This window comes from Rheinheimera sp. EpRS3, from assembly GCF_001513785.1.
GTDB lineage: Bacteria > Pseudomonadota > Gammaproteobacteria > Enterobacterales > Alteromonadaceae > Alishewanella.
In genome coordinates this window covers 242,242-268,306 of record NZ_LNQS01000001.1, presented here as the reverse complement: position 1 = coordinate 268,306, position 26,065 = coordinate 242,242, and the positions used below count along the sequence as shown (strand labels likewise).

At 49.6% G+C, this 26,065-nt stretch carries 19 protein-coding genes; 6 read left to right on the top strand and 13 right to left on the bottom strand.

Annotation, left to right across the window (positions count from 1 at the left end):
- Positions 1-648, bottom strand: coding sequence for an orotate phosphoribosyltransferase (gene pyrE / locus AR688_RS01160; protein WP_068231024.1), 648 nt, complete (start codon positions 646-648; stop codon positions 1-3).
- A 23-nt stretch (positions 649-671) separates the two neighbouring features.
- Positions 672-1,385, bottom strand: a complete 714-nt coding sequence (gene rph, locus AR688_RS01155; protein WP_068227985.1) for a ribonuclease PH — start codon at positions 1,383-1,385, stop codon at positions 672-674.
- Positions 1,386-1,510: 125 nt separating this feature from the next.
- Here rph and AR688_RS01150 point away from each other — a divergent pair, with 125 nt between their 5' ends.
- From AR688_RS01150 to AR688_RS01140, 3 genes are all read left to right on the top strand, one after another.
- The gene (locus tag AR688_RS01150) at positions 1,511-2,371 is read left to right on the top strand and encodes a YicC/YloC family endoribonuclease (protein WP_068227982.1); all 861 of its coding nucleotides are present in this window, start codon (positions 1,511-1,513) and stop codon (positions 2,369-2,371) included.
- Between the two features lie 227 nt (positions 2,372-2,598).
- Positions 2,599-2,889 carry a helix-turn-helix domain-containing protein gene (locus AR688_RS01145; protein ID WP_068227979.1) on the top strand — a complete coding sequence of 97 codons (291 nt, stop codon included), beginning with the start codon at positions 2,599-2,601 and terminating at the stop codon, positions 2,887-2,889.
- Complete coding sequence (locus AR688_RS01140) at positions 2,889-4,226, top strand: HipA domain-containing protein (RefSeq protein WP_068227976.1); 1,338 nt, start codon at positions 2,889-2,891, stop codon at positions 4,224-4,226. The genes AR688_RS01145 and AR688_RS01140 overlap by 1 nt, the downstream gene beginning before the upstream one ends.
- A 181-nt stretch (positions 4,227-4,407) precedes the next feature.
- Here the strand turns inward: AR688_RS01140 and AR688_RS01135 are convergent, their stop codons facing one another.
- From AR688_RS01135 to AR688_RS01110, 6 genes are all read right to left on the bottom strand, one after another.
- Positions 4,408-5,952 carry a class I SAM-dependent DNA methyltransferase gene (locus tag AR688_RS01135; protein WP_068227973.1) on the bottom strand — a complete coding sequence of 515 codons (1,545 nt, stop codon included), beginning with the start codon at positions 5,950-5,952 and terminating at the stop codon, positions 4,408-4,410.
- A complete protein-coding gene (locus tag AR688_RS01130; RefSeq protein ID WP_068227970.1) occupies positions 5,949-7,031 on the bottom strand; it encodes a PDDEXK nuclease domain-containing protein in 1,083 nt (360 codons plus the stop codon). The genes AR688_RS01135 and AR688_RS01130 overlap by 4 nt, the downstream gene beginning before the upstream one ends.
- Positions 7,031-7,261 (bottom strand): hypothetical protein, encoded by a 231-nt coding sequence (locus AR688_RS01125; protein ID WP_068227967.1) that lies wholly within the window; start codon positions 7,259-7,261, stop codon positions 7,031-7,033. Before AR688_RS01125 ends, AR688_RS01130 begins: the two co-directional genes overlap by 1 nt.
- A 4-nt stretch (positions 7,262-7,265) precedes the next feature.
- A complete protein-coding gene (locus tag AR688_RS01120; protein ID WP_068227965.1) occupies positions 7,266-8,849 on the bottom strand; it encodes a restriction endonuclease subunit S in 1,584 nt (527 codons plus the stop codon).
- Positions 8,846-11,707: a type I restriction endonuclease subunit R gene (locus AR688_RS01115; protein WP_197412078.1), complete on the bottom strand. Its 2,862-nt coding sequence runs from the start codon at positions 11,705-11,707 to the stop codon at positions 8,846-8,848. Before AR688_RS01115 ends, AR688_RS01120 begins: the two co-directional genes overlap by 4 nt.
- A gap of 195 nt (positions 11,708-11,902) precedes the next feature.
- The gene (locus tag AR688_RS01110; protein ID WP_068227961.1) at positions 11,903-12,316 is read right to left on the bottom strand and encodes a nucleotidyltransferase substrate binding protein; all 414 of its coding nucleotides are present in this window, start codon (positions 12,314-12,316) and stop codon (positions 11,903-11,905) included.
- 310 nt (positions 12,317-12,626) lie between these two features.
- On the opposite strand from AR688_RS01110, the gene AR688_RS01105 reads away from it, so the two are divergent.
- From AR688_RS01105 to AR688_RS01095, 3 genes are read left to right on the top strand one after another with little or no spacing between them, the layout of a single operon-like run.
- Positions 12,627-13,406 carry a TIGR04255 family protein gene (locus AR688_RS01105; protein WP_068227959.1) on the top strand — a complete coding sequence of 260 codons (780 nt, stop codon included), beginning with the start codon at positions 12,627-12,629 and terminating at the stop codon, positions 13,404-13,406.
- Entirely contained in the window at positions 13,397-13,960 is a 564-nt protein-coding gene (locus tag AR688_RS01100; RefSeq protein WP_068227957.1) for a helix-turn-helix domain-containing protein, read from the top strand. Before AR688_RS01105 ends, AR688_RS01100 begins: the two co-directional genes overlap by 10 nt.
- A 14-nt stretch (positions 13,961-13,974) precedes the next feature.
- Positions 13,975-14,796, top strand: a complete 822-nt coding sequence (locus AR688_RS01095) for a hypothetical protein (protein WP_068227954.1) — start codon at positions 13,975-13,977, stop codon at positions 14,794-14,796.
- A 92-nt stretch (positions 14,797-14,888) separates the two neighbouring features.
- Here AR688_RS01095 and AR688_RS01090 read toward each other — a convergent pair whose 3' ends face one another.
- The 5 genes from AR688_RS01090 to recC all read right to left on the bottom strand — a co-directional run bounded on the left by AR688_RS01090 (position 14,889) and on the right by recC (position 26,032).
- Positions 14,889-15,311, bottom strand: a complete 423-nt coding sequence (locus AR688_RS01090) for a BLUF domain-containing protein (RefSeq protein ID WP_068227952.1) — start codon at positions 15,309-15,311, stop codon at positions 14,889-14,891.
- A 110-nt stretch (positions 15,312-15,421) separates the two neighbouring features.
- Positions 15,422-16,870 carry an NAD-dependent succinate-semialdehyde dehydrogenase gene (locus tag AR688_RS01085; protein WP_068227950.1) on the bottom strand — a complete coding sequence of 483 codons (1,449 nt, stop codon included), beginning with the start codon at positions 16,868-16,870 and terminating at the stop codon, positions 15,422-15,424.
- A 132-nt stretch (positions 16,871-17,002) separates the two neighbouring features.
- Positions 17,003-18,919 carry an exodeoxyribonuclease V subunit alpha gene (recD, locus tag AR688_RS01080; protein ID WP_068227948.1) on the bottom strand — a complete coding sequence of 639 codons (1,917 nt, stop codon included), beginning with the start codon at positions 18,917-18,919 and terminating at the stop codon, positions 17,003-17,005.
- Positions 18,909-22,610, bottom strand: a complete 3,702-nt coding sequence (gene recB / locus AR688_RS01075; RefSeq protein WP_068227946.1) for an exodeoxyribonuclease V subunit beta — start codon at positions 22,608-22,610, stop codon at positions 18,909-18,911. The genes recD and recB overlap by 11 nt, the downstream gene beginning before the upstream one ends.
- A complete protein-coding gene (recC, locus tag AR688_RS01070; protein ID WP_068227944.1) occupies positions 22,607-26,032 on the bottom strand; it encodes an exodeoxyribonuclease V subunit gamma in 3,426 nt (1,141 codons plus the stop codon). Before recC ends, recB begins: the two co-directional genes overlap by 4 nt.
- Positions 26,033-26,065: the final 33 nt, after the last annotated feature.

The following is a 26,065-nucleotide window of genomic DNA, read 5'->3' as shown; positions in this document are numbered from 1 at the left end:
TTAAGTGTTAACACCATATTGTGCGCGATAAGCTTTTACCGCATCAAGATGCTGTGCCATCTCCGGTTTATTGGCCAAATAGCTGATTAAATCCGGCAGACTGATAATAGAAATCACTTTGGTATTAAAGTCGCGCTCCACTTCCTGGATCGCCGACAACTCACCCTTGCCGCGCTCTTGCCGGTCCAGTGCTATTAACACCCCGGTCAGCTCAGCGCCCTGTGCCTGAATTAACTGCATCGATTCACGGATCGCAGTGCCAGCGGTAATCACATCATCCACCAGCATAATGCGGCCTTTTAGCGGCGACCCCACTAAGTTACCGCCTTCACCATGGGTTTTCGCTTCTTTGCGGTTAAAGCAGTACGGCACATCACGGTTATAATGATCCGCCAGTGCTACAGCTGTAGTAGTGGCAATAGGAATACCTTTATAAGCCGGGCCAAACAGTACGTCGAACTGCAGGCCGCTATCCTGCAACGCAGCGGCATAAAAGCGGCCTAATTTGGCCAGATCACCGCCGGTATTAAACAACCCGGCATTAAAAAAATACGGGCTGGTACGGCCGGATTTCAGCGTAAAGCTGCCAAACTTTAATACCTGACGCGACAGCGCAAACTCAATAAATTCACGTTGAAACGGCTTGATCATGCTGTTGTATCCTTTGCTTGTTATGCCAGAACGCGCTTTTGCTCGTCGATAATTTCACGGATGGCGTGCTTGCCTAAATCCATCATCTGTTGCATTTCTTCAAAGCTAAACGGCGCTTCTTCGGCGGTGCCCTGAATTTCAATCACTTTGCCGGTTTCGGTCATCACGATATTCATATCAGTTTCCGCGTTAGAATCTTCGGCGTAATCTAAATCGGCCACGGCAGTGCCTTTATAAATACCTACCGAGACAGCAGCCACCATAAAATTCAGCGGGTTAGTTTTAATAATGCCTTTAGCGCGCATAAAGTTCAGCGCATCTACCAGCGCCACACAAGCACCGGTAATGGAGGCAGTGCGGGTGCCGCCATCGGCCTGAATCACATCACAGTCGATAGTAATGGTATTTTCGCCCAACAGTTTTAAATCTACTGCGGTACGCAGCGCACGGCCAATCAGACGCTGAATTTCCATAGTGCGGCCACCTTGCTTACCGCGTGCCGCTTCGCGGTCATTACGGGTATGGGTAGCGCGTGGCAGCATGCCGTATTCGGCGGTAATCCAGCCTTTGCCCTGGCCTTTCATAAAGCGTGGCACACCTTCAATTACGCTGGCGGTACAAATTACCTTGGTATTACCAAATTCAACCAATACTGAGCCTTCAGCATGAGCGGTAAATTGACGGGTAAAAGTAAGGGGACGGATCTGACTGGCGGTTCTGCCACTTGGACGCATAGCTGCACTCCTGAAATTAACAATGGCGGTTATTATAGGGGCTAACGTTACTCAGAGCCATCAATTCGCCAAATTCGATTGCCCTGCGGTATACTCTGGTTTTATTTGTCGCCAGAGAGCCTTTTATGATCCACAGCATGACCGCCTTCGCCCGTCACGAAACCAAAGCCAGCTGGGGCACAGCCCAGTGGGAGATCCGCTCGGTAAACCAGCGTTACCTGGAATCCTACTTTCGCCTGCCGGAGCAGTTTCGCGGTTTAGAAAGCCTGCTGCGCGACAAACTACGCAACAGCCTGCAGCGCGGCAAAATAGAAGTGAACCTGCGCTACCATGCTAACCAAGCCGCCGGCGAACTAACGTTAAATGAAGTGTTCGCCGAGCAATTGCTGCAAAAGGCGCAGCAGTTACTGCAAAAAGCACCGCAAGCGCAATTAAACATTGCCGACATTCTGCGCTGGCCGGGTGTAATGGAAACCCCGACTGAAGACTTAGACGCGCTGCAAGGCGAACTGCTGGCCGGTTTCGACGCTGCCTTACAAGACTTCTTAGCCGGCCGTGGCCGCGAAGGTGATGCCATCGAGCAGATGATCCAGCAGCGCCTAACCGCGATTGGCGAGCAAGTGGCCTTTGTGCGCACACACTTGCCGCAAGCGATGCAGTGGCAGCGTGATCGCATTGTAAACCGCTTAAACGAGATTAAAGCCGATATAGAGCAAGGCCGTTTAGAGCAGGAAATGGCGTTTTTAGCCTCTAAGTCTGACGTCGCCGAAGAGCTCGACCGCTTAGATGCCCACATTAAAGAAACCCGCCATACGCTGAAAAAAGGCGGCGCCTGCGGCCGGCGCTTAGATTTTATGATGCAGGAATTTAACCGCGAAGCGAACACGCTGTCGTCGAAAGCCATCAGCACCGAGATCACCAATTCAGCGGTAGAGCTTAAGGTGTTAATTGAGCAGATGAGAGAGCAGATCCAGAACGTGGAATAGCTTTTCCACCTTTTAAAGATTAACTAAAAAGCCCTGTTATTTGCCTGCAAATACAGGGCTTCTTTCTAATACGATGCAGCAAATATTCACCACTATCGGTTAATTATTGAGGAATTCATTGATTAACTACATATAATCACCATTATCAGTGATTATATTTGAAATTTCTCAGCACCCCTCTATAATCACCAAATATGGTGATTAATAGCTAAAGCAGAGCCAACATCATGGCAAAAAAAGTAACGGTTTCAGATATGCCTGATTCAGTATTTATCGATAACGCCGGAATACTGGGACAACTGATTAAAGCGAAGCGGACAGAACTCGGTATTAAATTAGCCGACTGTGCGGCGCTATGCGGGATCGGCATTAACACCCTGTCACGTATTGAAAACGGCAACGCAAATTGCACCTTAGCAGCGGTGTTCTCTGTGTTAAACGGCTTGGGCATTAAACTGACTTCGAAAGAGCTGACGTCGGCAGCGATTCCCACCTCAGGTGGAAGGAAGTGGATTTGATGATGGCGAAAATCGACGCCTACCAACTAAAGGTAACTTATGGTGATGATGTCATAGGAACATTGGTACTGGATAACAGCACTAACCTATTAAGACTTAGCTATGCACCGCATTGGCAGCAACAGGGTTTTGCCATTTCACCGCATTTGCCACTTAATAATCAGCATACAGCGGAAGTTGCCTACAACTATCTTGATAACGCCCTGCCGGAGGGTGAAGCGCGAAGACTGCTAGCTGAAAACTTAGGTGTTTCGGAAAAAAACGTCTATTCGCAAGTGCTTGCTATTGGTAAAGATTTAGCGGGTGCAGTTGTCTTTAGACCAGATCAAGAGGAGCAGATAGATGAGACGCAACCCAGCTTTAGGCTACTTGAAGAAGCAGAGTTAATTGAAAGGCTTAATATCAAAGAAGAGTTTGGTTTACTGACATGGGATGACAAACTCCGGCTCAGTGTGGCTGGCGTGCAGGATAAATTAAATGTCTTTATTGATGAAGCCGGCAACCTTGGCTTTGGTGACGGCTCACTTTGCTCTACGCATATCCTGAAATTTGAAAAGAAAAACTGTCCAAACCTGGTATTAAACGAGTTCTTCTGCATGAGGCTTGCAACTGCGATTGGCTTACCGACAGCCGAGGTGGCGTTTAGGCGGTTCGGTCCTCATCCGGCACTTATCGTTAAGCGTTTTGATCGCAAATACGTAAGGGACAATCACAAAGTGATGAGACGTCATGTGATAGATGGCTGCCAGGCGCTTAACTTGTCCAGAGATCACAAATATGAGCGCAACCTTGGCGATGGCCGGGACGTTAAGCACATCCGTGATGGCGCGAGTTTAGCAAAGCTATTTGGGTTTTGTCGGAAAATGTCTTCGCCGGTAGAAAGCACACAATGGTTGATCCACTGGCAGTTGTTCAATTTAATGATCAGCAATTACGACAGTCACGGCAAAAACGTGTCGCTGTATTTCGATGAGAGCACTGCCCGTTTTACCCCTGCTTATGATTTAGTTAACGTCTCGATGTTCCCACAATTCAAGCATGTGTTGGCAATGGCGATGGGGGATGAATTTGAACCTGACTCCATACACGCCTATCAACTGGCTGACTTTGCAGAAACCTGCAATATCGATAAAAAGCTATTGTCGAGACTGTTAGTTGGGTTAGCGGATAAAGTCCTCAACCAGCTTTCCGGTGGATTACTTATCAACAACCTGAAACAACAATCCTATATTACCGCTGACGATATTGCCTATTTTCAGGCATTGAGTGACAACATAGTCGCGAAAACAGCCTACTTAAAAGCGCAGGCAGCTGATATTCCCTTTATCAGGGTATAGACACATGGTTGGGGCACTGAAACATATGGATTTTTTGCAACCATTATCAAGTTAGGTCCAAAACGTGGAATAACGTCAAATTCCCTGGTTGAGCGCTGCCTAAACCACAACACCGCGCAAGTCCGATGCTATTACCCGATTTTGCCCATCGCAAAGATGGGCAAAAGGCAACCAGAACTAACTAACTTTTGCTACTGACAGGCAAGCCTGCTGCTACATCTTTAAAGGCCAATAATGCCGCTTCTAAATGATCGATAATTTCTTGCTGTAAAATATCAGGAGGTGGCAAGTTATCTAAATTATCCAGGCTGTCATCTTTAAGCCAGAACACGTCAAGGCTGGCTTTATCGCGGTTTATTAACTCGTCATAACTGTAGTATTTGAATCGCTCAGTCTCTTTGCGCTCATGGCGATTCTCAGGGTTATAGCACTGAATAAATTCTTTAAGATCGCTCAACATCATTGGGCGCTGCTTAAGCGTAAAGTGCTTATTGGTTCTTAAATCGTAAAACCAAATACCTTTGGTATGTACTTTTTCATCACGAGCCGCGTTATCAAAAAATACTACGTTCGCTTTTACGCCATTGGCATAAAAAATACCGGTTGGTAGGCGCAAAATAGTGTGCACGTCGCAGTTGTTCAGCCATTTACGGCGAATGCGCTCACCTGCACCGCCTTCAAATAAAACGTTATCAGGTAATACTACTGCCGCTTTGCCGTTGTCTTTTAAGCTCGCGACAATATGCTGCAAAAAGTTAAGTTGCTTGTTGGTGGTGGTGGCCCAAAAGTCTTGCCGCTCATAGGTTAAGGCTTCTTTGTCTTCGCCACCTTCGGCATTGGTAATGGTCATGCTGCTTTTCTTACCAAATGGCGGGTTGGCCAATACGTAATCAACCTTATCTTCGCCTTTTATTGCCGTTAGCAACGCATCGGCGCGGGCAACTTTGGGCTCGCCATCAATACTGCCAATATTGTGTAAAAACAAATTCATTAAACACATACGACGGGTTGACGGCACTATTTCATTACCAAAGAAGGTCTCATCACGTAAAAATTTTACCTGGTCTTTATTAAGCTTGGATTTGGCAATTGTGCTGGCATTATCTTTAGCTGGGTTCCAGTGGCTCATACCTTTTTCAATCCATTGCGCATCACCATAGGTGATCCAGTCACTGGCACTTAAAAAGAAACCGCCGGTACCACAGGCTGGGTCCATAATGGTTTTTTTAGCTTCCGGGCGTACACAAGCCAGCATGGCATCAATTAATGGCCGTGGGGTAAAGTACTGGCCAGCCCCACTTTTGGTATCTTCAGCATTTTTTTGCAGCAAGCCTTCGTATAAATCGCCTTTGGCATCGGCATCAAGGCTGATCCAGCTCTCTTCATCAATCATTTTAACAATGCGTGACAACTTAGCAGGATCGGGGATTTTGTTTTCTGACTTGTAAAAAATAGCGCCCAGCATGCCAGGAGCATCGGCAAGCTTTTTTAAAACTCTACGGTATTGGTTTTCTAACGCTTCCCCCGTTAGGCCAGTTAACGAATCCCAGTTGTAGTCGCCAGGTACTTTGGTATCGCGTAAGTACGGCGGCTGCGAGTATTCGTGGGCCATTTTTAAAAACAGCAAGTAAGTTAACTGCTCTAAATAATCTCCATAGCCAACACCGTCATCACGTAAGGTATGACAATAATTCCAAACTTTTTGTACTAATGCGGGGGCGTTCATTTTTTACTGTCCAAACCTGATTGACTGCACTCAGGTGTGCTGCTGTCTAAAAGCGTGGGATTATAGCGATTTTTGGCAGAATTAATCGCCTCTTGTAAGCGTTGATGCAGTATTTCCCGTTTCGGCAACACAGCCAGGTACTCTGCCACGTGAATACCGGCATCATCCATTTCCAGCAATTCGATTTGCTCTTGGTTTTTTTGCGCACACAAAATAATACCAAGCGGTGCTTGCTCACCCGCTTGTCGCTCGTGTTTATCCAGCCAGCGCAAGTACAGCTCCATTTGGCCTTTGTAGTGGGGTTTGAATTTCCCCAGCTTTAAATCAATGGCCACTAAGCGTTTGAGCTGGCGATTATAAAACAATAAATCGATGTAAAAATCATCGCCATCAAGCTGAATGCGCTTTTGCCGCGCAATAAACGAAAAGCCGGCGCCAAGCTCAAGCAGAAATTGTTCAAGCTCACGTAAAATGGCATCTTCTAAATCTTTTTCCAGGTAGTGATCATTCAGCCCCAAGAAATCCAGCACATAGGGGTCTTTCAGTATCAGGTTAGCTGATACTTGCTTGTGCTCAGCTAATTGCTGCAATTCAAGCTTAATGGTTTCAGCGGGCTTTTTTGACAGCGCTGTGCGCTCAAACAACATACTATCGATACGCTCATTCAGTGTGCGCACACTCCAAGTCTGGGTTACGCACATCTGGGCATAAAACTCGCGGGCCAGCGGCTCTTTTAAACTGATCAGCAGCCTAAAATGGCTCCAGCTCAATTTTGCACACAGTGAGTGCAAAATCTGTTGCTCTGGGAATTGCTCATTAAGCTGCATCATGTAAGCGATGTTGCGTGCACTCCAGCCTTTGCCAAAGCTTTGGGTAAGCTGCCGGGCTAAATTGGCCACTATTTGTTTGCCATATTCGGCTCGCTCACCCTTTAACAACTCTTGATTAATGCGCTGACCAATTTGCCAATACATCATGGTTAGCGCGGAATTAACTGCCACCGCCGTTTGTTGTTTGGTTTGGATTATTAGGGTTTGGATATCTGAATACAGCTCAGGTGCGGCAGTAAGTGTTGGCATTAGGCGCACTCCAATAAATCTTCGGTATAACTATCAACTGATGTCGCCAAACCAAACATGTCGCTGGTAATAATACCCGCGTAGCCCATGCCTCTGGGGTCAAAGCTCGGCTTATGTGACTCAATGCTGCAAGTCTCATTATCACGGCTTAAAATTTGCACCTGATCGCGGGTTAATTCGGCGATAGCAATCGGGTTGTGGGTGGTTAACACTTCGAGCAAGGTATTCATCAGCTCATCTTTTTTTAGGTTTACTCGGCTTACGAGGTTTAGGCATCTTTGCCAAGGCTTCGCGCTCACGTTTGATTTTTTCAAGCAATACCGAAGCCGGTTCGTCATTAGGGTCTTGCGATACCAATTGGCCTGAAAACGCTGACTTTAAGATATTTTTACGTTGGGCTTCAGATTGTTTTAAACCAAGATAGATGCTGTCGAGTTGCCTTGTAATAAGTTCTAGGTCTTCACTCAACTTAGTGATTATTAATTTCTGCTCAGATAGACTTGGGATTGGAACAGCGAAAAATGAAAATCGACCAAGACTCACTTTTTTTTGGGCAACTCCTTTCGTCATTGGCCGTATTTGTTGCCTACCAATTAAAGAATTTATTGTAGCCTTAAGAAACGCAGGCAGGATTAATTTCTCATTACAGCTTACTTTAATGCAATCAGCTGTAACTATTGAATCAGGCTGATTTAAAGGGTAGATATCTGCATCACCCGGCGGCTCTCCCATTTTTGTTATTATGACATCACCTCCCACGGCCTTATGTGCAGCCAACTCAATTGCTTTTTCTTCACTTATAAATTTAGTGAACTCACCACCATAATTGCCACTACGTATATTCCGAACAAATATTAGTGGTACGCCTTCATTCCTATAGTCACTAACTTTTAGGTTGCTACCAAAGGGACCTATAGCAAGGCTGTACGGCAGGTCCGAAGCTACTTGCGCAACACTCGCCCACACCCAACCTTCTGGCAGCTTTGGTAAATCGGTAGTATCTGGCTGAACCGGTTCGGGGTATGCGTCTTGCCAGTTTTTAGGCGGAGTTTTGCCTTTTTCGGCAAACTCGGCGAGTTTTTGTTGCTGCCACTGCTCGCGGCGCTGTTTTAGAATACGCGCTAATAGTTGCGCGCCGGTTTCTTGCACTTTGCCGCTATTTTCTGCACGCCATTGCTGAGTTAATGAACCTTCAACGGCACTTTTTAATAGCGATTGGCGGTATTGGCTAAGTTTGGTTTGTGCGGCTTTAAGTTCTTTAACACCTGCGTCGAGTTCGGAGAAAAGTTCTTCGAGTTTGTCAACGATGCGATCTTGTTCACCTCTTGGCGGTAATGGGAGTTCAATTTTAGATAAGTTTCCTTTGGATATCCGCTTGCGAGTCGAGCCGCTTTGTAATGCTGCTATTTTTCCCCTAAATTCAGGAGAGTTAATAAAATGCATTAACCATGAAGTACTAAAATGCTCAACTTTGCCAGGACGAATAACGCAAACATCAACAACGGTGACTGAAGCCTGATTCGTCTTCGGCATTAAACATGCTCTACCTAGAGGGTCTGGCATTCGGGCAACAAGGACATCGTTTGGTTTTAGATATGTACAGTTTAAGTAATTAGCAGTCTCTTCATTAAGAAATCTATTGGATTTATTAATAAAAAAGCCATCGCCTATATCTGCCAATTGCAACAAACGGACGGAGCCTTTTGGATCTTGATCTTTACTTTCAACCCAATCACCATCAGTGAACAATCCCCCCGAGATTAGCGAAGGGATTGTTGTCAACACCCACCCATTAGGTAATTTTTCTACTTCACTCACGCAATTAATTCCTGATTCATTTCAGCCAATAGGCTATCTAATTCGTTATTTTGGCTGGTGTTGTTTGGGTTGTTAACAGCAAATAAGCTCCAGGCTTTTTGCAGCCCGCCGTGGTCTGAAAAGGGGCTGTAGTCAAAGTCATCCCGCTCGATGGCGCAGCTGGCGGCAATATGATCTTTGATCAACCGTAGCCACTGGGTTTGCTGCTCGGTAAATGCAGTTGAGCGCTGGGCATTATGACGGAAAATCCACTTTTTAAACTTGGCATCAACGTGTTCGGCAAAGGGTTTGAGCTCGGTATCTAAACCAATGGCAAACCGGATAAGCGAGATGATATCGGTCAACTGCCTTTGGCTGTTCACTTTCTTGTTTTTACTATTACCTGCTGCTTGCTGATTACCTTGATTGTTGCTGTGGCTACTACTGTGATTAATACGTTCATAGGCGTTCCACAATTTTTCGGTGGTCAGTAATAATGGTGGCTTGCTTAGCGCTTGGTACAAATCTTCTAACATGGCAAAGGTTAAACCCCTGCGCTGGTAAGGCTGCTGGTAAAAAAAGCTTAAAGCTTGAATATCGTCTTTATGCTGCTCGATAAAGTCTTTAAAGCTTTGAATAACTTTTGCTGCATTGTCGGCGGCTTGGCTACTGTAACCCGAATAGATCACCGTATCTAAGTTGATATGGTCGATAAGCTGCTCACGCAGCCTGCGGGCAGATTCTATGCCTTCCCGTGTGGCGGGGTTATCAAGAGTTTGGCAAGCCTGATCAATCAACTGCTCTTTAGCAGTTTGACGCTCGCTATCGGTTAAAGACTCTTCGCTGCGGGTAATACCTGCGGCTTTGGCATTAGCAAGAGCTTGTTTATTTATCGTATCGGGGTTGAGTGCAGTTAGCAGCTCTCTCGCTACTTCCGGCAGTGATTTACCGGTTAGCTTTTCAACCTCGGCTAGCCCGCGCTTATCTAACTGCTTACTTAAGCGAGTTAAACGGTTGGCCAGGCTTTGAATGGTGTCATCATCGCGATGGCCCATGGCCACGCCTTGCAATAAGTCTTTCAGTGATAAGTTTGGGCTACGCTCTAACGGCCGGCTTTCGGTTTTTAGCGACTTTTCCACGCCGACAGCGTCAATCAGCACAAAGCGGTCTTTGTCGCTGGTGGCGCTTTTGCTGACATTGTGCAGGTCCTCATAGCTTAAACTGCGCACGCCACGGCCTTTCATTTGTTCGTAATAACCTTTGCTGCGTACATCACGCATAAATAGCAGTATTTCCAGTGGTTTTACGTCTGTGCCTGTGGCAATCATATCCACAGTTACGGCAATGCGCGGATTAAAGTCGATACGAAAATCATTCAAAATGCCATCAGGATCTTTGGCGCTATAGGTGATCTTTTTGCAAAACTCATTACCTTGACCGTATTCTTCACGCACAATTTGAATAATATCGTCGGCGTGGCTGTCGGTTTTAGCGAAAATCAGCGTTTTGGGCACTTCTTTACGCTCTGGATAAATCTGAGTTTCAACCGCTTTTTTCATCGCCTTAATCACCTGGCGAATTTGGCTAACGTTAACCACAGAGCGGTCGAGCTCTTTATTGGTGTAGCTGTTGTCTTCTTCGGCCTGCGCCCAACGTTTTTTGCGGGTGAGTTTGTCACGGTGATCAAGCCATTCTTTGGCTTTTAACTCAGCGCCTTTATTGCCAATTTCAGTTTCTATTTCATAGACGTCATAACCTACGTTAACGCCATCCAGCACTGAGTCTTCATAGCTGTATTCAGCAACGATATTTTCATTAAAAAAACCAAAAGTGCGCTTATCAGGCGTAGCGGTTAAACCTATGATAAAGGCATCAAAGTAGTCGAGCACTTGCTTCCACAGGTTATAAATAGAGCGGTGGCATTCATCGACAATAATAAAATCAAAGGTTTCAACCGGCACGGCTGGGTTGTATTTAACCAATTTGGCTTGCTGCTGGTTTTGCTTAATTTCGTGCAGCGAGATGTCTTCGGCGCTTTCATCAATGGGCTTGCCGCTTAAAATAGAATACATGCGCTGAATGGTACAAATGCATACCTCTGCAGCGCTGTCGATAGTGCTGCTGGTTAAGCGCTGAACGATGTGATTCTCATGAAAAAAGCTTTGCTTGCCTTGCGGTTTAAAGGCATGAAATTCTTGCTGTGCTTGTTTACCCAGGTTGCGGGTATCAACCAAAAAAAGAATGCGTTTTGCACCGCCATGATTAAGCAAGCGATAGACGGCATTAATAGCAGTAAAGGTTTTACCTGCGCCTGTTGCCATATGAATAAGTGAGCGTGGTCGGTTTGCTGCCAGCGATTTTTCAAGCCCAATGATGGCGCTAATTTGGCAGTCACGTAGGTTTGCTTTAGGCAATTCCGGTATCTGGTATTTTAAGCGTTTGCGCAGTGAGCTTTCTTGCTTCATCCACTCTTGTAGGGTTTCAGGCTTAAAAAAATGAAAAATCTCCCGCGCTCTTGGGGCTGGGTCTCTTAAGTCTGTAAACTGAATAACTTTGCCAGTAGCTTCAAACAGAAACGATAAGGGCGCTTCATCTTTGCGAAATTTAATTTTACTTGTGGCATAGCGCAAGGTTTGGTCTTCAACACTAGATAAGATGGTTTCATCTTTTTTGGCTTCAATAACGCCAACTGCTTTACGATTCACAAACAGGATATAGTCGGCAGGGCCTGAATCTGTGGGATATTCACGAATTGCAATTCCTAAGCCTTCACCTAGATTCACTGCTGGCCAAGTTTGTACTTTCCAACCTGCCAGCTTAAGCTGCTCATCAATTGATAAACGAGCCTGCGTTTCTGGTTTTAATCCATCAATATCCATAATTCATCTCAAGCTAATTTTCGAAAAATTCTTCGTCAATTTTTTCAGATGCAGCACCTGCTCATCTCTGCAGCCAATGTTGTAACGTAGCATGAGTTTGGCCAATTCAGTACCACTAATCAAAACAATTCGAGTACCTATGTTTTGGGCGGTTTCGATGGCCATTAGTGCTTCGCTGCAGACCGGATTTCTCATTTAACATGAATCTTTTTCCGCTACTTCATTTAACTTAGTATTTAGCTCGCTTAGCTCGGCAAAATACTGATGCACTATGGCATCAACTACTTGCCGGGTAATCGCATCGTTGTATGTCTGCGAGGTTAAATTGCGGTTTTTAATCATATCCAGCCACAGCTCACCGTTTTTAATAAGACCCACTTCAAAAGCTTTTTTTGCAACGTCTTTAACGCAAAACAGCCCGGTAAAACCCTGATCCTGCAAAAAGTCTTTCTGGGTATTCCAGGCCAGCTCATGGTTATATTCAAAGCTGTGAATAAGCCCCAGCTCCTCAAGCTCGTTTAGCGCATCACGTTGCATAAACTTAGTCAGCTGCGCCAACGCCCGGTTCCAGTTTTGCAGCCGTTGCTTCCAGCGAATATCGTCAGTCATAAAGGGCTCCTGTTATACAAACATCTGCTGTAAAAGACCTTGTTTAACCCGCTCCAGCTTCTCTTTTATCTTCACATTAGGTATTACTGCATCGGCTCAGGCTTGCTGAACCCTGATAGTCTGGCCGATTCGATTTGCCGCTTATGGTATAGCGATATGCACCTATAGCCAATGCTTTAAATGCACAGTTTCCAACACTATGGCGGTGAAACTTGCTTAAAACCAGGTTGTCACATAGATTGATAGTTGCAGTGTATAATTTCGTGTATAATTTTATGCCGCTATTAGCTAAACCAAAAGGATAACGGGTGTGACTGAATACAGAAAGCTTGAGAATCAACCGCTTAAACTGGTGCTTGTCGAGTTTCGTTTTTCTCAGATCCTGCAAATTGAGCAGTATATTCCGCAACTGCAGGAAGCGTTGCGCAGGCAGTACCCTACGTTTCGAAAAAGTACTGAGCAATCTATCCACGTGCAAGCGGATCAGTTTGAGATTTCGTCGAGCCATCGCTGGTCATTTATCTCCGGCGATAAAAAACATGCGATAGATATTAGCCAGGATAAGCTGGTGTATTTTACCAATGACTATCCGCGCTTTGATGGTTTTGCCGATGCGTGCAGAAATGCGCTGCAAACAGTGATTGAAATAGTGGAGCCCTCATTACTTTTACGTATCGGCCTGCGCTACTGCGATTTAGTCACCACAGAAAACAACGAGCAGTTTTCTCAGTTGGTTGATGAAAAATTTATTCCAACTACAACAACGCAAAGCCTTGGCAGCACCCGTCATTTAAAAACGGAAAATTATATTAAAACCCATACCGGAACCCTGTGTATTCGCTCTTGGTTTGGTGTAATGCCGCTGACTTGCCCACCCGATATTGACAATGTTCCGGTGCAAATTGTTCGTGATCAGGCTGCTACCGAACGGTTGATTCTAGATTTTGATCACATCTGGGAAGCAGGCGAGGAGTCGGTAACATTTGAGCTTGAACAAGCACTGACAAGATTAGATGCCCTGCATGAAGCATCAAGGGCCGCGTTTTGGCAGGTAACCACGGACTATGCGAGGGAAACGAAATGGTCGTAACCGCAGAATGGAATAATGATTGTCCAGACTGGCAACAATTAAACACCAGCTACCGACGCATGCCGACGTCAATTAATTTGATTAAGGATGAGGTTGGTTACGCTATACCCGGTGTACTAAAAGGCTCTGGTGGTACTGCCACCGTTAGTTACAGCCAGTCGCCCAGTGGTTCAAATGTGTCTTTTGTGATCAGCAAAGGTAATTCGCTTGCTGTAGCTATTGAAACCATAAGTGCTACCTTCGGTTTAACCAAAGAGCAATTGGCTGAGGTCATTGGTAGCACGCGTAAGAGCATTTACAACTGGATAGATGGCAGCGCGGCCCCGCGTGTTACCACACTCAATCGCATCCATGAGTTACAGCTTACGGCAAATGAGTGGGCCAAAAGTGGTTTACCAAAACCAACAGAACAGCTGAATACCCAGGTATTAGAGGGACAATCGCTGTTTGAGCTACTGCGAAACGGTGCAAACCAAAATACATTGTTGTTTGCCGGCACACGACTGAACCTGCAACACAAGCCTGCCAGGTCGCTGGCTGATCCCTTTGCGTAAAGGAGACACATGGCATGATTGGCAGCGCGCTGGAGCAAAATGGATGGCAGCAAGGCACACTATTTAGCGACGCTGACGCAATCAGGATTTGTACAGAAATTGGTGCGACAATCAAACAGCCCTTTGTGTTGATTGTCGCCTCGCAGTCTTGTGATATTGCCAACAATAACCTGGAACTGGACCCGCATGTTGAAGTGTATGCGGCAAGGTTAATTGAAAAACCTGAAGGTAACTATCAGCACAATAAAAACGCTCGCCTTCTTCACACCAAATTTATTCAGCGTCAGCCCGGCGCGGGTATGTCCTCTGAAAAATACATTGAAATAAAGGCATTCGAAAAGCACTTCGTGCCCAAAGCGCTTCTGCAAAGGTTCGTTCCTGATACAGATAAACAGATGGAAGAGTACGACGTGCGCAACTTTGCTGATTGGCTGGCCGCGCGTTATTCCCGCCCTGCACTACCCACTGCATTTAATAACAGAATTGATGCTGCAGACCCAAGGGGTGCGCTTCGAGAAAAGGTAAAAAAGGCCAATAACGTGTTGTCGGGTATGTATGTTGAGATTCTGCCATTTGCAGAACTTAAAGATACAGAGCAATATCACGTCAATCTGTTGGGCACCATACCCGCCGATTTTGACGGCGACTTAGCCAAAGCAGAAACTGCACTGACAAAACACGCAGAAATACTGCGCGCAGCCAACATGGACGTTACGCAACGTTTAGTTAAAGAAGATGAAATATCGCTGGCGTTAATCAGGAGATTTAAACGGTTTTATTACGATGACCTCTCATACCGCACTGAAGCACCATTGCCTGCAGAAGTAACAGGTTAACGAAATCGACGGAACCAACACTGTGTGTGAAATCATTACAACGTCAAAAGTATCAGCAGATTTACCTACTCAAGTTGCAATAGTTAGAAACATTACTTCAATGCCAGTTTAAACCAGTCGAGTTGGCTTTCGTTGATATTACTGGCCTGGCCCAGCATATTCAGTACTGCGATCAAGTCCTGGTTTTCTTCGTTATCGAGTAATTTTTTCACCCCCAGACTCCAGCGGGAAAAGTCCCGCTGTTGTATCGGTTTACGCAGTAATAGCCGCACATTGTTGTGCCTTTTGTCGCGGCAGATACTGGCATAGAGTGCATCAACTACCGCGGCTTCGCCTTCCAGATATTGCAAAAAATAATGCTCGGTAAATAATAAAGCGCCGGTAATATTACGCCGCAGGTTATTCGGCTCGGCCCGCAGCTTTATTTTATTAATAGCTACATCATCCGTGCTGGCGCAACGATCACTGATATAAACCAGTTGGATCTCGTTTTGAATTATTGCCTGGCTCGTCACGGTACTTACTCTTTAGCATACCAGCGTCTGTTATAGCGCTGGCGCTGATACAAAGCAATGGCTTCATCAATCGCAATATCTTAACCCAATCCCGATTGTAACAGCGCCCGCTACAGCCCACCCAAACACAGGTATTTTATATCTGTGTAATCATCCAAACCGTATTTAGAACCTTCGCGGCCGTAGCCGGATTGCTTGATGCCACCAAAAGGTGCAGCGGCGTTAGAGACTATGCCCTCGTTAATACCCACCATGCCAAACTGCAACGCTTGCGCCACACGAAACACCCGGCCGATATCGCGGCTGTAAAAGTACGCCGCTAAGCCATATTCGGTGCTGTTGGCCAACTCTATTGCTTGTTGCTCGGTATCAAACGCCATTAACGGCGCCACCGGGCCGAAAATTTCCTCGCGGCTGATGGCCATATCCGCGCTGACATCACTCAGCAAAGTGGGCTGAAAAAATTGCTTACCTGCGCTGTGGCTTTTGCCACCCAGCAGTACTTTGGCACCATCATCCAACGCACTTTGCAGCAGTTTTTCTACTTTCTCTAACGCTTTGCCATCAATTAACGGCCCAATTTGGCTATCGCCGTTTAAGCCATCGCCTACCTTCAGTTGAGTAACAGCAATAGCCAGCTTGTCAGCAAAAGCCTGATATACACTGCGCTGCACTAAAATGCGGTTGGCACAAACACAGGTTTGGCCAGCATTACGAAACTTAGCCGCCATCAGGCCCTGCACTGCCGCGTCAAGGTCGGCGTCGTCAAATACAATAAAGGGTGCATTGCCGCCCAGCTCCATTGTTACGCGTTTTACGCTGTCGGCGCATTGTTTTGCCAACTGTTTACCCACGGCTGTGGAGCCGGTAAAGCTGAATTTGGCGACTTTAGCGTGCCCGGTAAATACCTCGCCAATGGCTTTGGCATCGGTGCCCACTACCACATTAAATACCCCGGCCGGAATACCGGCCTGGTGGGCTAATTCAGCCAGCGCCAGCGCCGATAAAGGCGTTTGCTGTGCCGGTTTCACTACAAAGGTACAGCCGGCAGCCAGCGCTGCAGCGGCTTTACGCGCCAGCATGGCATTAGGGAAGTTCCACGGTGTTATGGCTGCCACCACGCCGACCGGCTGGCGCTGCACAATAATGCGTTTATCGTTCGAGGGCGCCGGTATGGTATCGCCGTATAAGCGTTTGGCTTCTTCGGCAAACCATTGCAAATATGAGGCGCCATAAGCAATTTCACCTTTGGCTTCGCTAAGTGGTTTACCTTGTTCCAATGTGAGTAAGCGGGCTAAATCATCCTGATGCTGCATTACCAACTGATACCAACTTTGCAGCAGCTGTGCGCGCTCTGCCGCCGGTTTAGCAGCCCAGCCGGCAAAGGCTTTGTCTGCCGCCAACACCGCTTGCTGCGCTTCGTTGGCTCCGGCGATGGCAACTGTAGTAAGTAATTGCTGGTTGGCCGGGTTAACCACATCAAAGGTTTCAGTGTGCTGTAACCAGTTGCCGTTGATGTAGGAGCCCTGTTTAATCAGGGTTTTATTTATCTGCTGCATACGTTCCTCCGCTAAGCTGAGACTGTAACTGCATGTTAGCATACTGAAGTGAACCGCAAATTAAACCAACTCCGGGTACGGGCGCGAAAAAGCAGCGTCAGTGCAGTTAGACGCCACTTCGCAACCATAGAGTTAAAGGCCACTGCTACGTGCTACGCGCCTTGCTATGGATTGCTGTAATAACGCCGGGTTGGTGCATAACAATGTAAACTGCTGCTTAGCCCGCGTAATGCCGGTGTACAGCAACTCGCGACTTAGCAGCGGGCTGTTATCCGCTGGCAGCACTAAACAGCAATGAGTAAACTCAGAGCCCTGCGATTTATGCACTGTGATGGCAAAGGCGGTTTCTACCTCAGTTAAACGGCTGGGCAGCACCCACTTTAAGCTGCCGTCAGCAAGCTGAAATACCACCCGTAACTGGCCGCTTTGCGGGTCGAACAGCGTAATACCGATATCGCCGTTCATTAAACCTAAGCTGTAATTATTGCGCTGCATCATTACCGGCCGGCCGGCGTACCAGTGCTGGCGCGCATCAATTAAGCCAGCGCTGCTCAGCCACTGGCTGATTTGCTGGTTTAAACCCTCCACACCCCAATCACCGCTGCGCAGCGCGCACAGCAACTGAAAACGGCTGTAGCCGCCCAGTACCGCAGTTGCCCAGTGTTCACGGTCCGTTGCCGGCTGTTGCATCAGTTGCAGATACTGGCGGTATCCGGCTACTACTGTGGCTTTTAATGCCTGCGACGAATTACCTTCTAACAGCGTAATATCGTCAAACCGGGCAAATAATGCCGGCGCACTGGTGCCCCCCCGATTGACCGCAGCAGCCAACTGGCCAATGCCAGAGCTGGCATCGAAACGATGACTATGGCGCAGCATTACCGTGGCCTGATTAAGCACAGTGCCGTCGCCCTGCCATTTTCCTAGCGGTAACGCACTAAAAGGCGTAAGCAGTGCCAGCGTATCACTGCTGTAACCACCAAGATCAGCGCCACGGCATAAATCACCCAATACTGAACCTGCCTCCACCGACGACAGCTGATCTTTATCACCCAGCAGCACCAGTTGTGCCCGCTCCGGCAGGGCAGCCAGCAGCGCCGCCATCATTTCCAAATCGACCATCGAGGCTTCATCGACCACCAGCACATCCAGTTGCAGCGGGTTATCGCTGTTGTGCTTAAAGCTGCGCCGGTTTGGCACCGCACCCAGCAAGCGGTGCAAAGTGGTGACGTCGGTAGGAATGCGTTCCAACTGCTCCGGCGAGAGTTGTTCAGAAAGTTTAACCCGCGCGCCGCTGATAGACTCAGTTAAGCGCACTGCGGCCTTGCCGGTTGGCGCCGCTAATTTGATCGTCAGGCTGGCCGCCGTGCTTTGTTGCAGCAGCGCCAGCAGTTTTACCACTGTGGTGGTTTTACCGGTGCCCGGGCCGCCGGTAATAATGGCAAAGCGCCGCTGCAGCGCCATAGCGCAGGCCAGTTTTTGCCAGTCAGGATCAGTTTTTTCGGTTGGCGGGAATAACGCCTCAAGCTGCTCAGCAATATTAACGGGCAGCGGTAGCACTGTGCTGACCCGGCGGTTGATCTGCTGCTTTACCTGCTGCTCAGCCTGATACAACCGGTGCAAATACAGGCGTTCGTCGGCCAATACCAGGGGCGCGCCGCCCTCACCTTGCAGCCAACTGCTTTGTGCCAGCGCAGTGCGATAATCCTGTAATGTTAAACCCTGCAAAATGGCCGAGGGCCTATCGCTAAAGCGTTGTAAAAACTGGTTTTGCGGCGGCAGGCTAAGCAGACCGTCCGGATCATTCAGTAAATCCTGCAGCAAAATACAGCTGTGGCCACGGCCATACTGATGACACAACAAAGCAGTAAGCAGCCAGACCAGTGGGTTGGGCTCAGCGGCAAGCTGATGCAGAGTCTGCGGTAACTGTGCATCTAAAGCGCGCAGCCAGCGCCGCTCAGTCCAGCGCTGCAGCAGCGCCTGCATCTGGCTTAAATCTGTCAGGGCGCTGTTCGTGATGCCTGGTGCGGTGAATAAATCAAACTGCATTGTCAGCCTCCAAGATTACAGGCTCACCGGCAAATAAGGTATCTAATTGCTGCAGCAGCGTGATATCGGCATTAAGCAGCAACTGGCCCTGCTCTGGCGCGCGGATAAACCAGTACAGCGCACCGCCGATATAGTTTTGCGGTGCCTGCAGATAACCGGGCTGGCGCAGTTTTAGCAGCCGGTGCAGTGCCAACATATACAGCGCCGCCTGCACATCGTAGCGTTTATCCAGCACGGTATGCTGCATGGCTTCCGGGCTGTAGTCGGCGTCTGCCGAGCCTAACCAGTTTGATTTATAATCCAGCACCCAGTAGCGGCCATCTGCGCCTTGTAAGGTTAGGTCGATAAAGCCTTTAAGCATGCCGTTCAGGGTGTCGGGCAATAGTGGCGGGCGCGGCATACCCGGTAACACGGCAGTTGTAATTAGCCTGTCCAGTTTAAGCACATTAACCGCACAGCTTTGCAGCCAGAATTCCAGCTCGGCCCGCACCTTGTGTAGCTGTGTCAGGTTAAGCCCAACCTGCTGCAGCGGCGCGTGTAACATTTGCGTAAGCCAGCTTTGCAACACGTTTTGCCACTGCAACCAATGATGTTGCGTTAAATTTTGTTCAAGCAGCTGGCTGATAAAAGCACTATCGCACTGAGCAAAGCCCTGCTGCTGCGCATCTTCGAGTAATTGATGTAAAAAGGTGCCGGGTACGGCACCGCGCGGAAAATCGTGTATCGATAACTGCTGCTCGCTGTGCGCTACCGGCTCGGTTGCTTCTTCCTGCAGCAGTGCATCCAGCGCGGTATCAACGGCCAGTGCGGCGCTATTTGTTTCAGTTACCGGCTTATTGCCGGTGCGCAGCGCAGAGTAGCTGGCTATCCACCAATGTTCGCGCTTTAACGGTGCGCTAAGTTTAACTGCCTCTGTCAGCTGCATTAGTTGCGCATCCGGCGTGAACTTACACAACTGCGGCAACGGCTGTTGCTGCCACGGCAGTGTTGCCAAAGCGGTTTGCAGATCGCTAAGGGCCGGTTCCTCCGGCACGCCAAGCAAATACCCTATGGCACTTTGCGCCAGCTTGCTTTTTTTCGCTGCGCCTTCACTAAATAGCGCTAACCCCAGCCAGCAAGCATATACCGGCCGCGTTAGTGCCACATAGAGCAGGCGGATATCTTCGAGTAAGCGTTCGTGTTCGGCCTGTGCCAGCGCGGTATCGTCCGGGGTTAAATCCAACACCATTTGGCTGCCATCAAAATAGCGCTGCGGCTGGCCTTTTTTTACATTTTTAAAGCCACAGATAAAAGGCAAAAATACCAGGTTATATTGCAGGCCCTTACTTTTATGAATAGTGACCACCTGCACCAGTTGCTGATCGCTCTCCAGCCGAAGTTGCTGCTCGTCGGCGCTTTTCGGGTTATCCAGCTGTTCAGCCAGCCAGCGCAGCAAACCGCTTTCGCCATCCCGCTGCTGGCTTTCACTTTGTAACAGCTCGGCCAAATGCAGCACATTGGTTAAGCGCCGCTCGCCCTGCTCTTGCGCCAGCCATTTCGCCGGTAACGCAAAATAATGCAGCCAGGCACTTAACATCGCCAGTACGCCTTTAAAGCGCCAGATTTGGCGAAACTCGCGCACCTGCTCGGTAAGTTGCTCCCAGGCCAGCTCGTCATTCAGCCAGTGGTGAAGCTGTGCATCGCTGTTATTGGCCAGTGGCAATGCCAGCGCCGCGCGCAGCAGGCTTTCATCTTCCGGTTGCTGGCAAGCCCGCAGCCAGCCAAGCACGGCTATGGCTTCCCGGCTTTGGAAAATAGATTCGTTATCAGATAAATACACCGAGCGCACATTGCGTGTGCTCAGCTCGCGCCGCACCAGAGCCGCTTCGTTTCTGTCGCGCACTAAAATAGCAATATCTGCCGGTTGTACCGGCTTAAGCGTTTCACCGCTGGCAGCAAAACCGGCGTTGCCAAGCTGCGCTTGCAGCAATAGCCCGGCCACTTCATCGGCGCAGGCTTTTGCCATTAAGCTTTGGTAGCCGCCTTTTTTCAGCCCGGCAGGCTCCAGATCACTTAGCCAGTAATTCAGTGCCGCTACGGCGTTGCCGTTGCGTTGTAACTGCTCAGCTTTACCTTTGGCTTTAACCGGTAAAAACGGCAGCGCTGTAGTATCGGCACTACCAAAACCAAAAGCACCGCGCTGCTGCTCGGCACGGGCAAACAGCTGATTAACACTGTCTACCAGCGCGCCGGTAGAGCGAAAGTTAGTGCCCAGGCTGTAATGGCGCCCGGCAGTTAAACTACGGGCATTTAAATAAGTGTGTAAATCAGCGCCGCGAAAGCTGTAAATGGCTTGCTTAGGATCGCCCACCATAATCAGAGCGTTGTCACTGCTGTTAACGTCGGGGTAAATGGCACGAAAAATGGCAAACTGTAGCGGATCGGTGTCCTGAAACTCATCTACCATAGCAAATGGGTACTGCTCGCGGATACGGGCAGCCAATACTTCTGCACCTTCGCCCTTTAGCGCCTGGTAAAGTTGCAGCAGTAAGTCGTTAAAATCCAGCTCGGCCTGCTGCTTTTTATGCCGGGCAAACTCAGCAGCCAACCACAACGCAGCATGATGGCGCACACTTAACGCCAGTGCCGGTTTGTTATCCAGCAAGGCGGTGGTGTGCTCAAATAAGTCAAATAGCGGGTGGCTAACTGGCGGCTGGCCTTTTTTCTGCGCATCGGCCAGCCTGGCAGCGCTGAATTTTTGCACCATTTTGGCAAAGTCGGCTTCGCGGTTATTTAGCAGCGCTGGCTCTGCCAGCATGGCCTGCCACCACTGCCGCTCGGCTGGCCAACTGGCTGCGCGGTATTTGTTGCCGTTTAACCAGCCGTTGGCGTAGGCGTCATCCAGTAACTGCAAAGCGTTAGGGCTTAGCGCCTGCTGCAATTGTTTACAGTGGCTATCGAGTGCTTCCTGCCAATGCAGCAACGGCATTGCCGCCTGCTGCGGGCTTAATGGTTGTGGCAGGGGCATACCGGCCGCATTAAAGCGCAGGTTTATGGCATCGGCCTGTAGCCAGGGCCTTACGTCATCCAGTAAAGCTTGTGGTGTTTTGGCCACATTACCCAGCTCGTGCAATATGGCGGCGTCGGTTAACGGATACAAAAAACGGCGCCAATAATCACAGGCCAGCGTATGCAGCAGTTGCTGATTGTCATCGCTAAGCGCTTCGCCAAAACTCATGCCAGAATCAAAGGCATGCTCGGCCAGCATGCGCTGACACCAGCCGTGAATAGTAAAAATAGCCGCTTCATCCATCCATTCAGCCGCGCTGCTTAAACGCGACGCACAGGCGGCAAACTGCTGTGGCTGATATTCTGCCAGTAAGCCGGCGAGAAACTGCTCTTCAGCACTGCCCTGACGAAACGCTGCAGCGGCCTCCACCAGACGGCTGCGGATCCTATCGCGCAGCTCGGCTGTGGCGGCGCGGGTAAAGGTAACCACCAGAATTTCCGGCGGTAACAGCGGCCGGTTAAAACCGCTGGCTGCTTGCTGTGTATTGGCGCTGCCGTCTGCTACGCTAGCGCCATGGCCCAGCACTAAGCGTAAATACAGCGCAGCCAGCGTATAGGTTTTGCCGGTACCGGCGCTGGCTTCAATTAAGCGGCTGCCATGCAGTGGAAAGGTTAACGCATCCAGCTTGATTACCGTACTCATGCGTTGCTCCGCTGGCTTTGGTTGCTATCGTCACCGGCTATCTGGGTTTGCAGCAGCGGGCCATACAGTTTTTGCGCCCAGTCGGCAAAACCGGCCTGCAGTAAACTGGCAAAATCGGGGTAATAGCGTTGCAGCTCGGGGGCTGTTTCTACCTCGCCACTAAAGTTATAGCCGCCTTCAAACAGCTCACGGCATTTGGCTTCGTCCTGCGTTTGCACAAAGCACAGCGCGGTTTTCGGCATTACCGGCAAGGGTTGCGTAAGGCCCTGCTGCCAGTATTGCACCAGTGCAGTTAACTGCGCAGCCGCCTGCTGCTGATTATGGGGTAAAAGCTGCACGGCATCGTCCAGCCCGAACTGCCAGGTACTTACCGCCTCACCCTGGGCATTGGCGGCCAGTTGCTGCAACCAGGCGCTGCGCAGTGTATGCCAGCGCAGCTCGCCCTTATTGCGGATAGCCGTTGGCCGCAGCAGCAACAGCGCCTGCTGGCCGGCCGGGCTTTGGTAGACATTGGTCAGGTTGTCATTCAGCGCTATGCTGCCGCTATGCAGATCCAGCTTAAGTGCCAGTTTCAGCGGCGTGCTTTTGCGTTGCAAGTCAATACCGGCGGCACGATAGCGGGCAAATACCACTTTGGCTTCGCGACCAATATCAGCACCGCTAAGGGTGCCGAATAGCGCCAGCGGCAGCTTTGCCTCGCGTGCCAGCTGGGCAATAGCCGCGTCGACATCCAGCTGCGGATCGGCCAGTAACTGCTGCAGCAACTGCTGTTTTAGCTGATATAACTCAAGCGCATTGAGCACAAAAGGTTCGGCATCATCGCTGGCCAGCTCGCTGGAATAAAAGCGGGTTTTAAAGCGCTGCGCCAGATAATGTCGGCAGGGGTTGGCTAAAAAGTCGTCCAGCAGGCGGATACTCAGCAGTGGCAGCTCGTCGCTCTGGTTACTCCTCTGGTTGCTGGTCGCCGTAATAGCAGGCGCTGCCTGATGCGCCGTTTGCCACTCATAAGCATAGGTGGCATAGTTGCCGTTAAAATATTGCCGCGAAAAGGGCTGCAACGGGTAGCTATGCAACAATGCCTGTGACACTTGCTGCCCCGTCGGATGCTGCCAGCCGCTATCGAGTAAGTCCATCAGCTGGCTTAGCAACACACTGGGCGGTAATTCGCTGTTATTGCGGATATCGCGGCCAACCCAGCTTAAATACAGCGCTTCACGGGCACTTAGCAGCGCTTCTAAAAACAGGTAGCGGTCATCGTCACGGCGCGAACGATCGCCGGGGCGGTAATCGGCGGCCATTAAGTCAAAGTCATCACGCATACGCGAGCGCGGGTAATCGCCGTCGTTCAGGCCAAGCAGGTATATGCGCTTAAACGGAATAGCCCGCATGGGCATTAAGGTAGAAAATGTCAGGCTGCCTGCTAAAAAGCGCTGGCTTAAGCCGCTGCTGCTGGCTTGTTCCAGCCAGGCTTCGCGTAGCACAGCCAGTTGCACCTCGCCGTTAAAATCACCACTTTGCGCCGCACTGACTAACTGCGCCAGGCCCTGGCTTAAGCGGGCGTAAATAAGCTGGTCCTGCTCGTCGGTAAAATCAAATAAGCTGTTTAGCAGGCCTTCTTCACTAAGCAGCAGTTGCTGCCAACCGGCCAGGCCATGTGTAGCTTTACCGCTAAGCAGCAAGTGCCAGCGCTTTAACTGCTGGATAAACTGCAGCAGCGGGCCAAGTTCGGCGGCCGCTAACCCGGCTACTTCGGCATAGGGTGCGCGGCCCTGCCACAAAGGCACATCGCCGATGGCAAAGCCCAGCAGCATACGCTCTATGGCAAACATCCAGCTGTAACTGTTACCCGGCGTAGCTAAATCGAGGCTGGCACGCTGTTCCATATCCAGCCCCCAGCGCACACCGGCTTCACTGAGCCACAGCCGTAACTGCGGCAACGCCTCGCTGTTAATAGCAAAGCGCCGCTGAATGGCGGGTACGTCCAGCAGATCGCAGACTTCGGTCAGGGTAAAACGCTGGCTGGGTAAGTCCAGCAGATACTCCAGCGCCACCATTAATGGCTGGCTGCCACGCAGGCTCTGGTCTGCTAAGGTGTAAGGTAAAAAACGTGCATCGTCGTGTGTCAGGCGGCCAAACACGGCATGCACATGGCTTTGGTACAGGCTGATATCCGGCGTCATAATGATCACATCGCGCGGCTTGAGTGTCGGGTCGGCAGCAAAGGCTGCTATCAGGTTGTCCTGCAAAATTTCGACTTCGCGCTGGCGGCTGTGGGCAATATGAAAGCTGATACTGCTGTCATTCGCCACCAGCACACGCTTAGGCACCGGAGTAGGCTCCAGCTCCAGCATGCCTTGCTGCAATTGCGCCAGTACCGGCAGTGCGCTGACGTCGGCTAGCGGTTCTGAAAATAAATCAATACGGCCATTAAACCAGTGCTGATAACGCTCACTCTGATCAAATGCATCCAGCAGGCTGATATAATCGCGCCCTTGTTTACCCAGGCTGGCCAGCAGCACCGGTGCATGTAAATACAGTGCGTCTGTATCCAGCACCGGCGGTAAGCCCGGTTTGCGGCCGTGGCGTTTTTGCGCGGCGCGCATTTCATCTTTAGCGTGGGTAATATCGCCCCAAAAATGGCGGCACGGGTTAAGCACCGTTAGCAGCACCTGGCGCTGCGCGCCCAGTGCGGCCAGCAGCTCTACCGTTTGCTGTGGCAGTGACGACACGCCAAACACTACTATGCGATCGGGCAGCAAATCGGGGCGCGCCAGTTGGCCCTGCTGTAGCGCGGCCAGTGCCATACTGTGCACATCGGCCCGGCTGGAAAAAGCCGAATCCCCTACCACACCGGCTAACTGGCTTTGCAATAAGCGCCACAATGCTGGTTGCCATAACTGATCGGGCGGCACCTGCTGTTTTTTGCTGTTGGGTAACGCATTGCTGCCACTGCGCCAGCTTTGCAGCCAGTCGGCACGGTATACCTGATATTGATCGAATAAATCGGCCAGCCGCAGCGCCAGCTGGTAGCTTTTACGGCCATCGCTGTCATCGTGTAAATAGCGTTTTAGTGGCGCATATTCTTCATCGGTTAACTGTGGTAACAGGCCAAGTAAACGCCAGCTTAGGTTAATTTTGTCATACGGCAGGCTTTTCGGAATAGTATCGCCCAGCACCGCACGGTACAGCTGCCAGACAAACTGATTGGGCAGCTCAACCTGCAAACCGGCGGCAATACCGGGGTGGCCGTTGGCAGTTTCGGCCAGCGCCATTTTCAGCCACTGCGCTATACCATTGCTTTGTACCAGAATTTCTTCTGTGCCCAGCACCGGCACCGGGTGTGCACTTAACCATTGCACCAGTAGCTCGCGCAGCGTTTCCAGCTGATTGGCATGGATCACAACAAAACCGGGCTCTGGCATGCGAATTCTCTGGTAAAACAATATGCTGGCAGG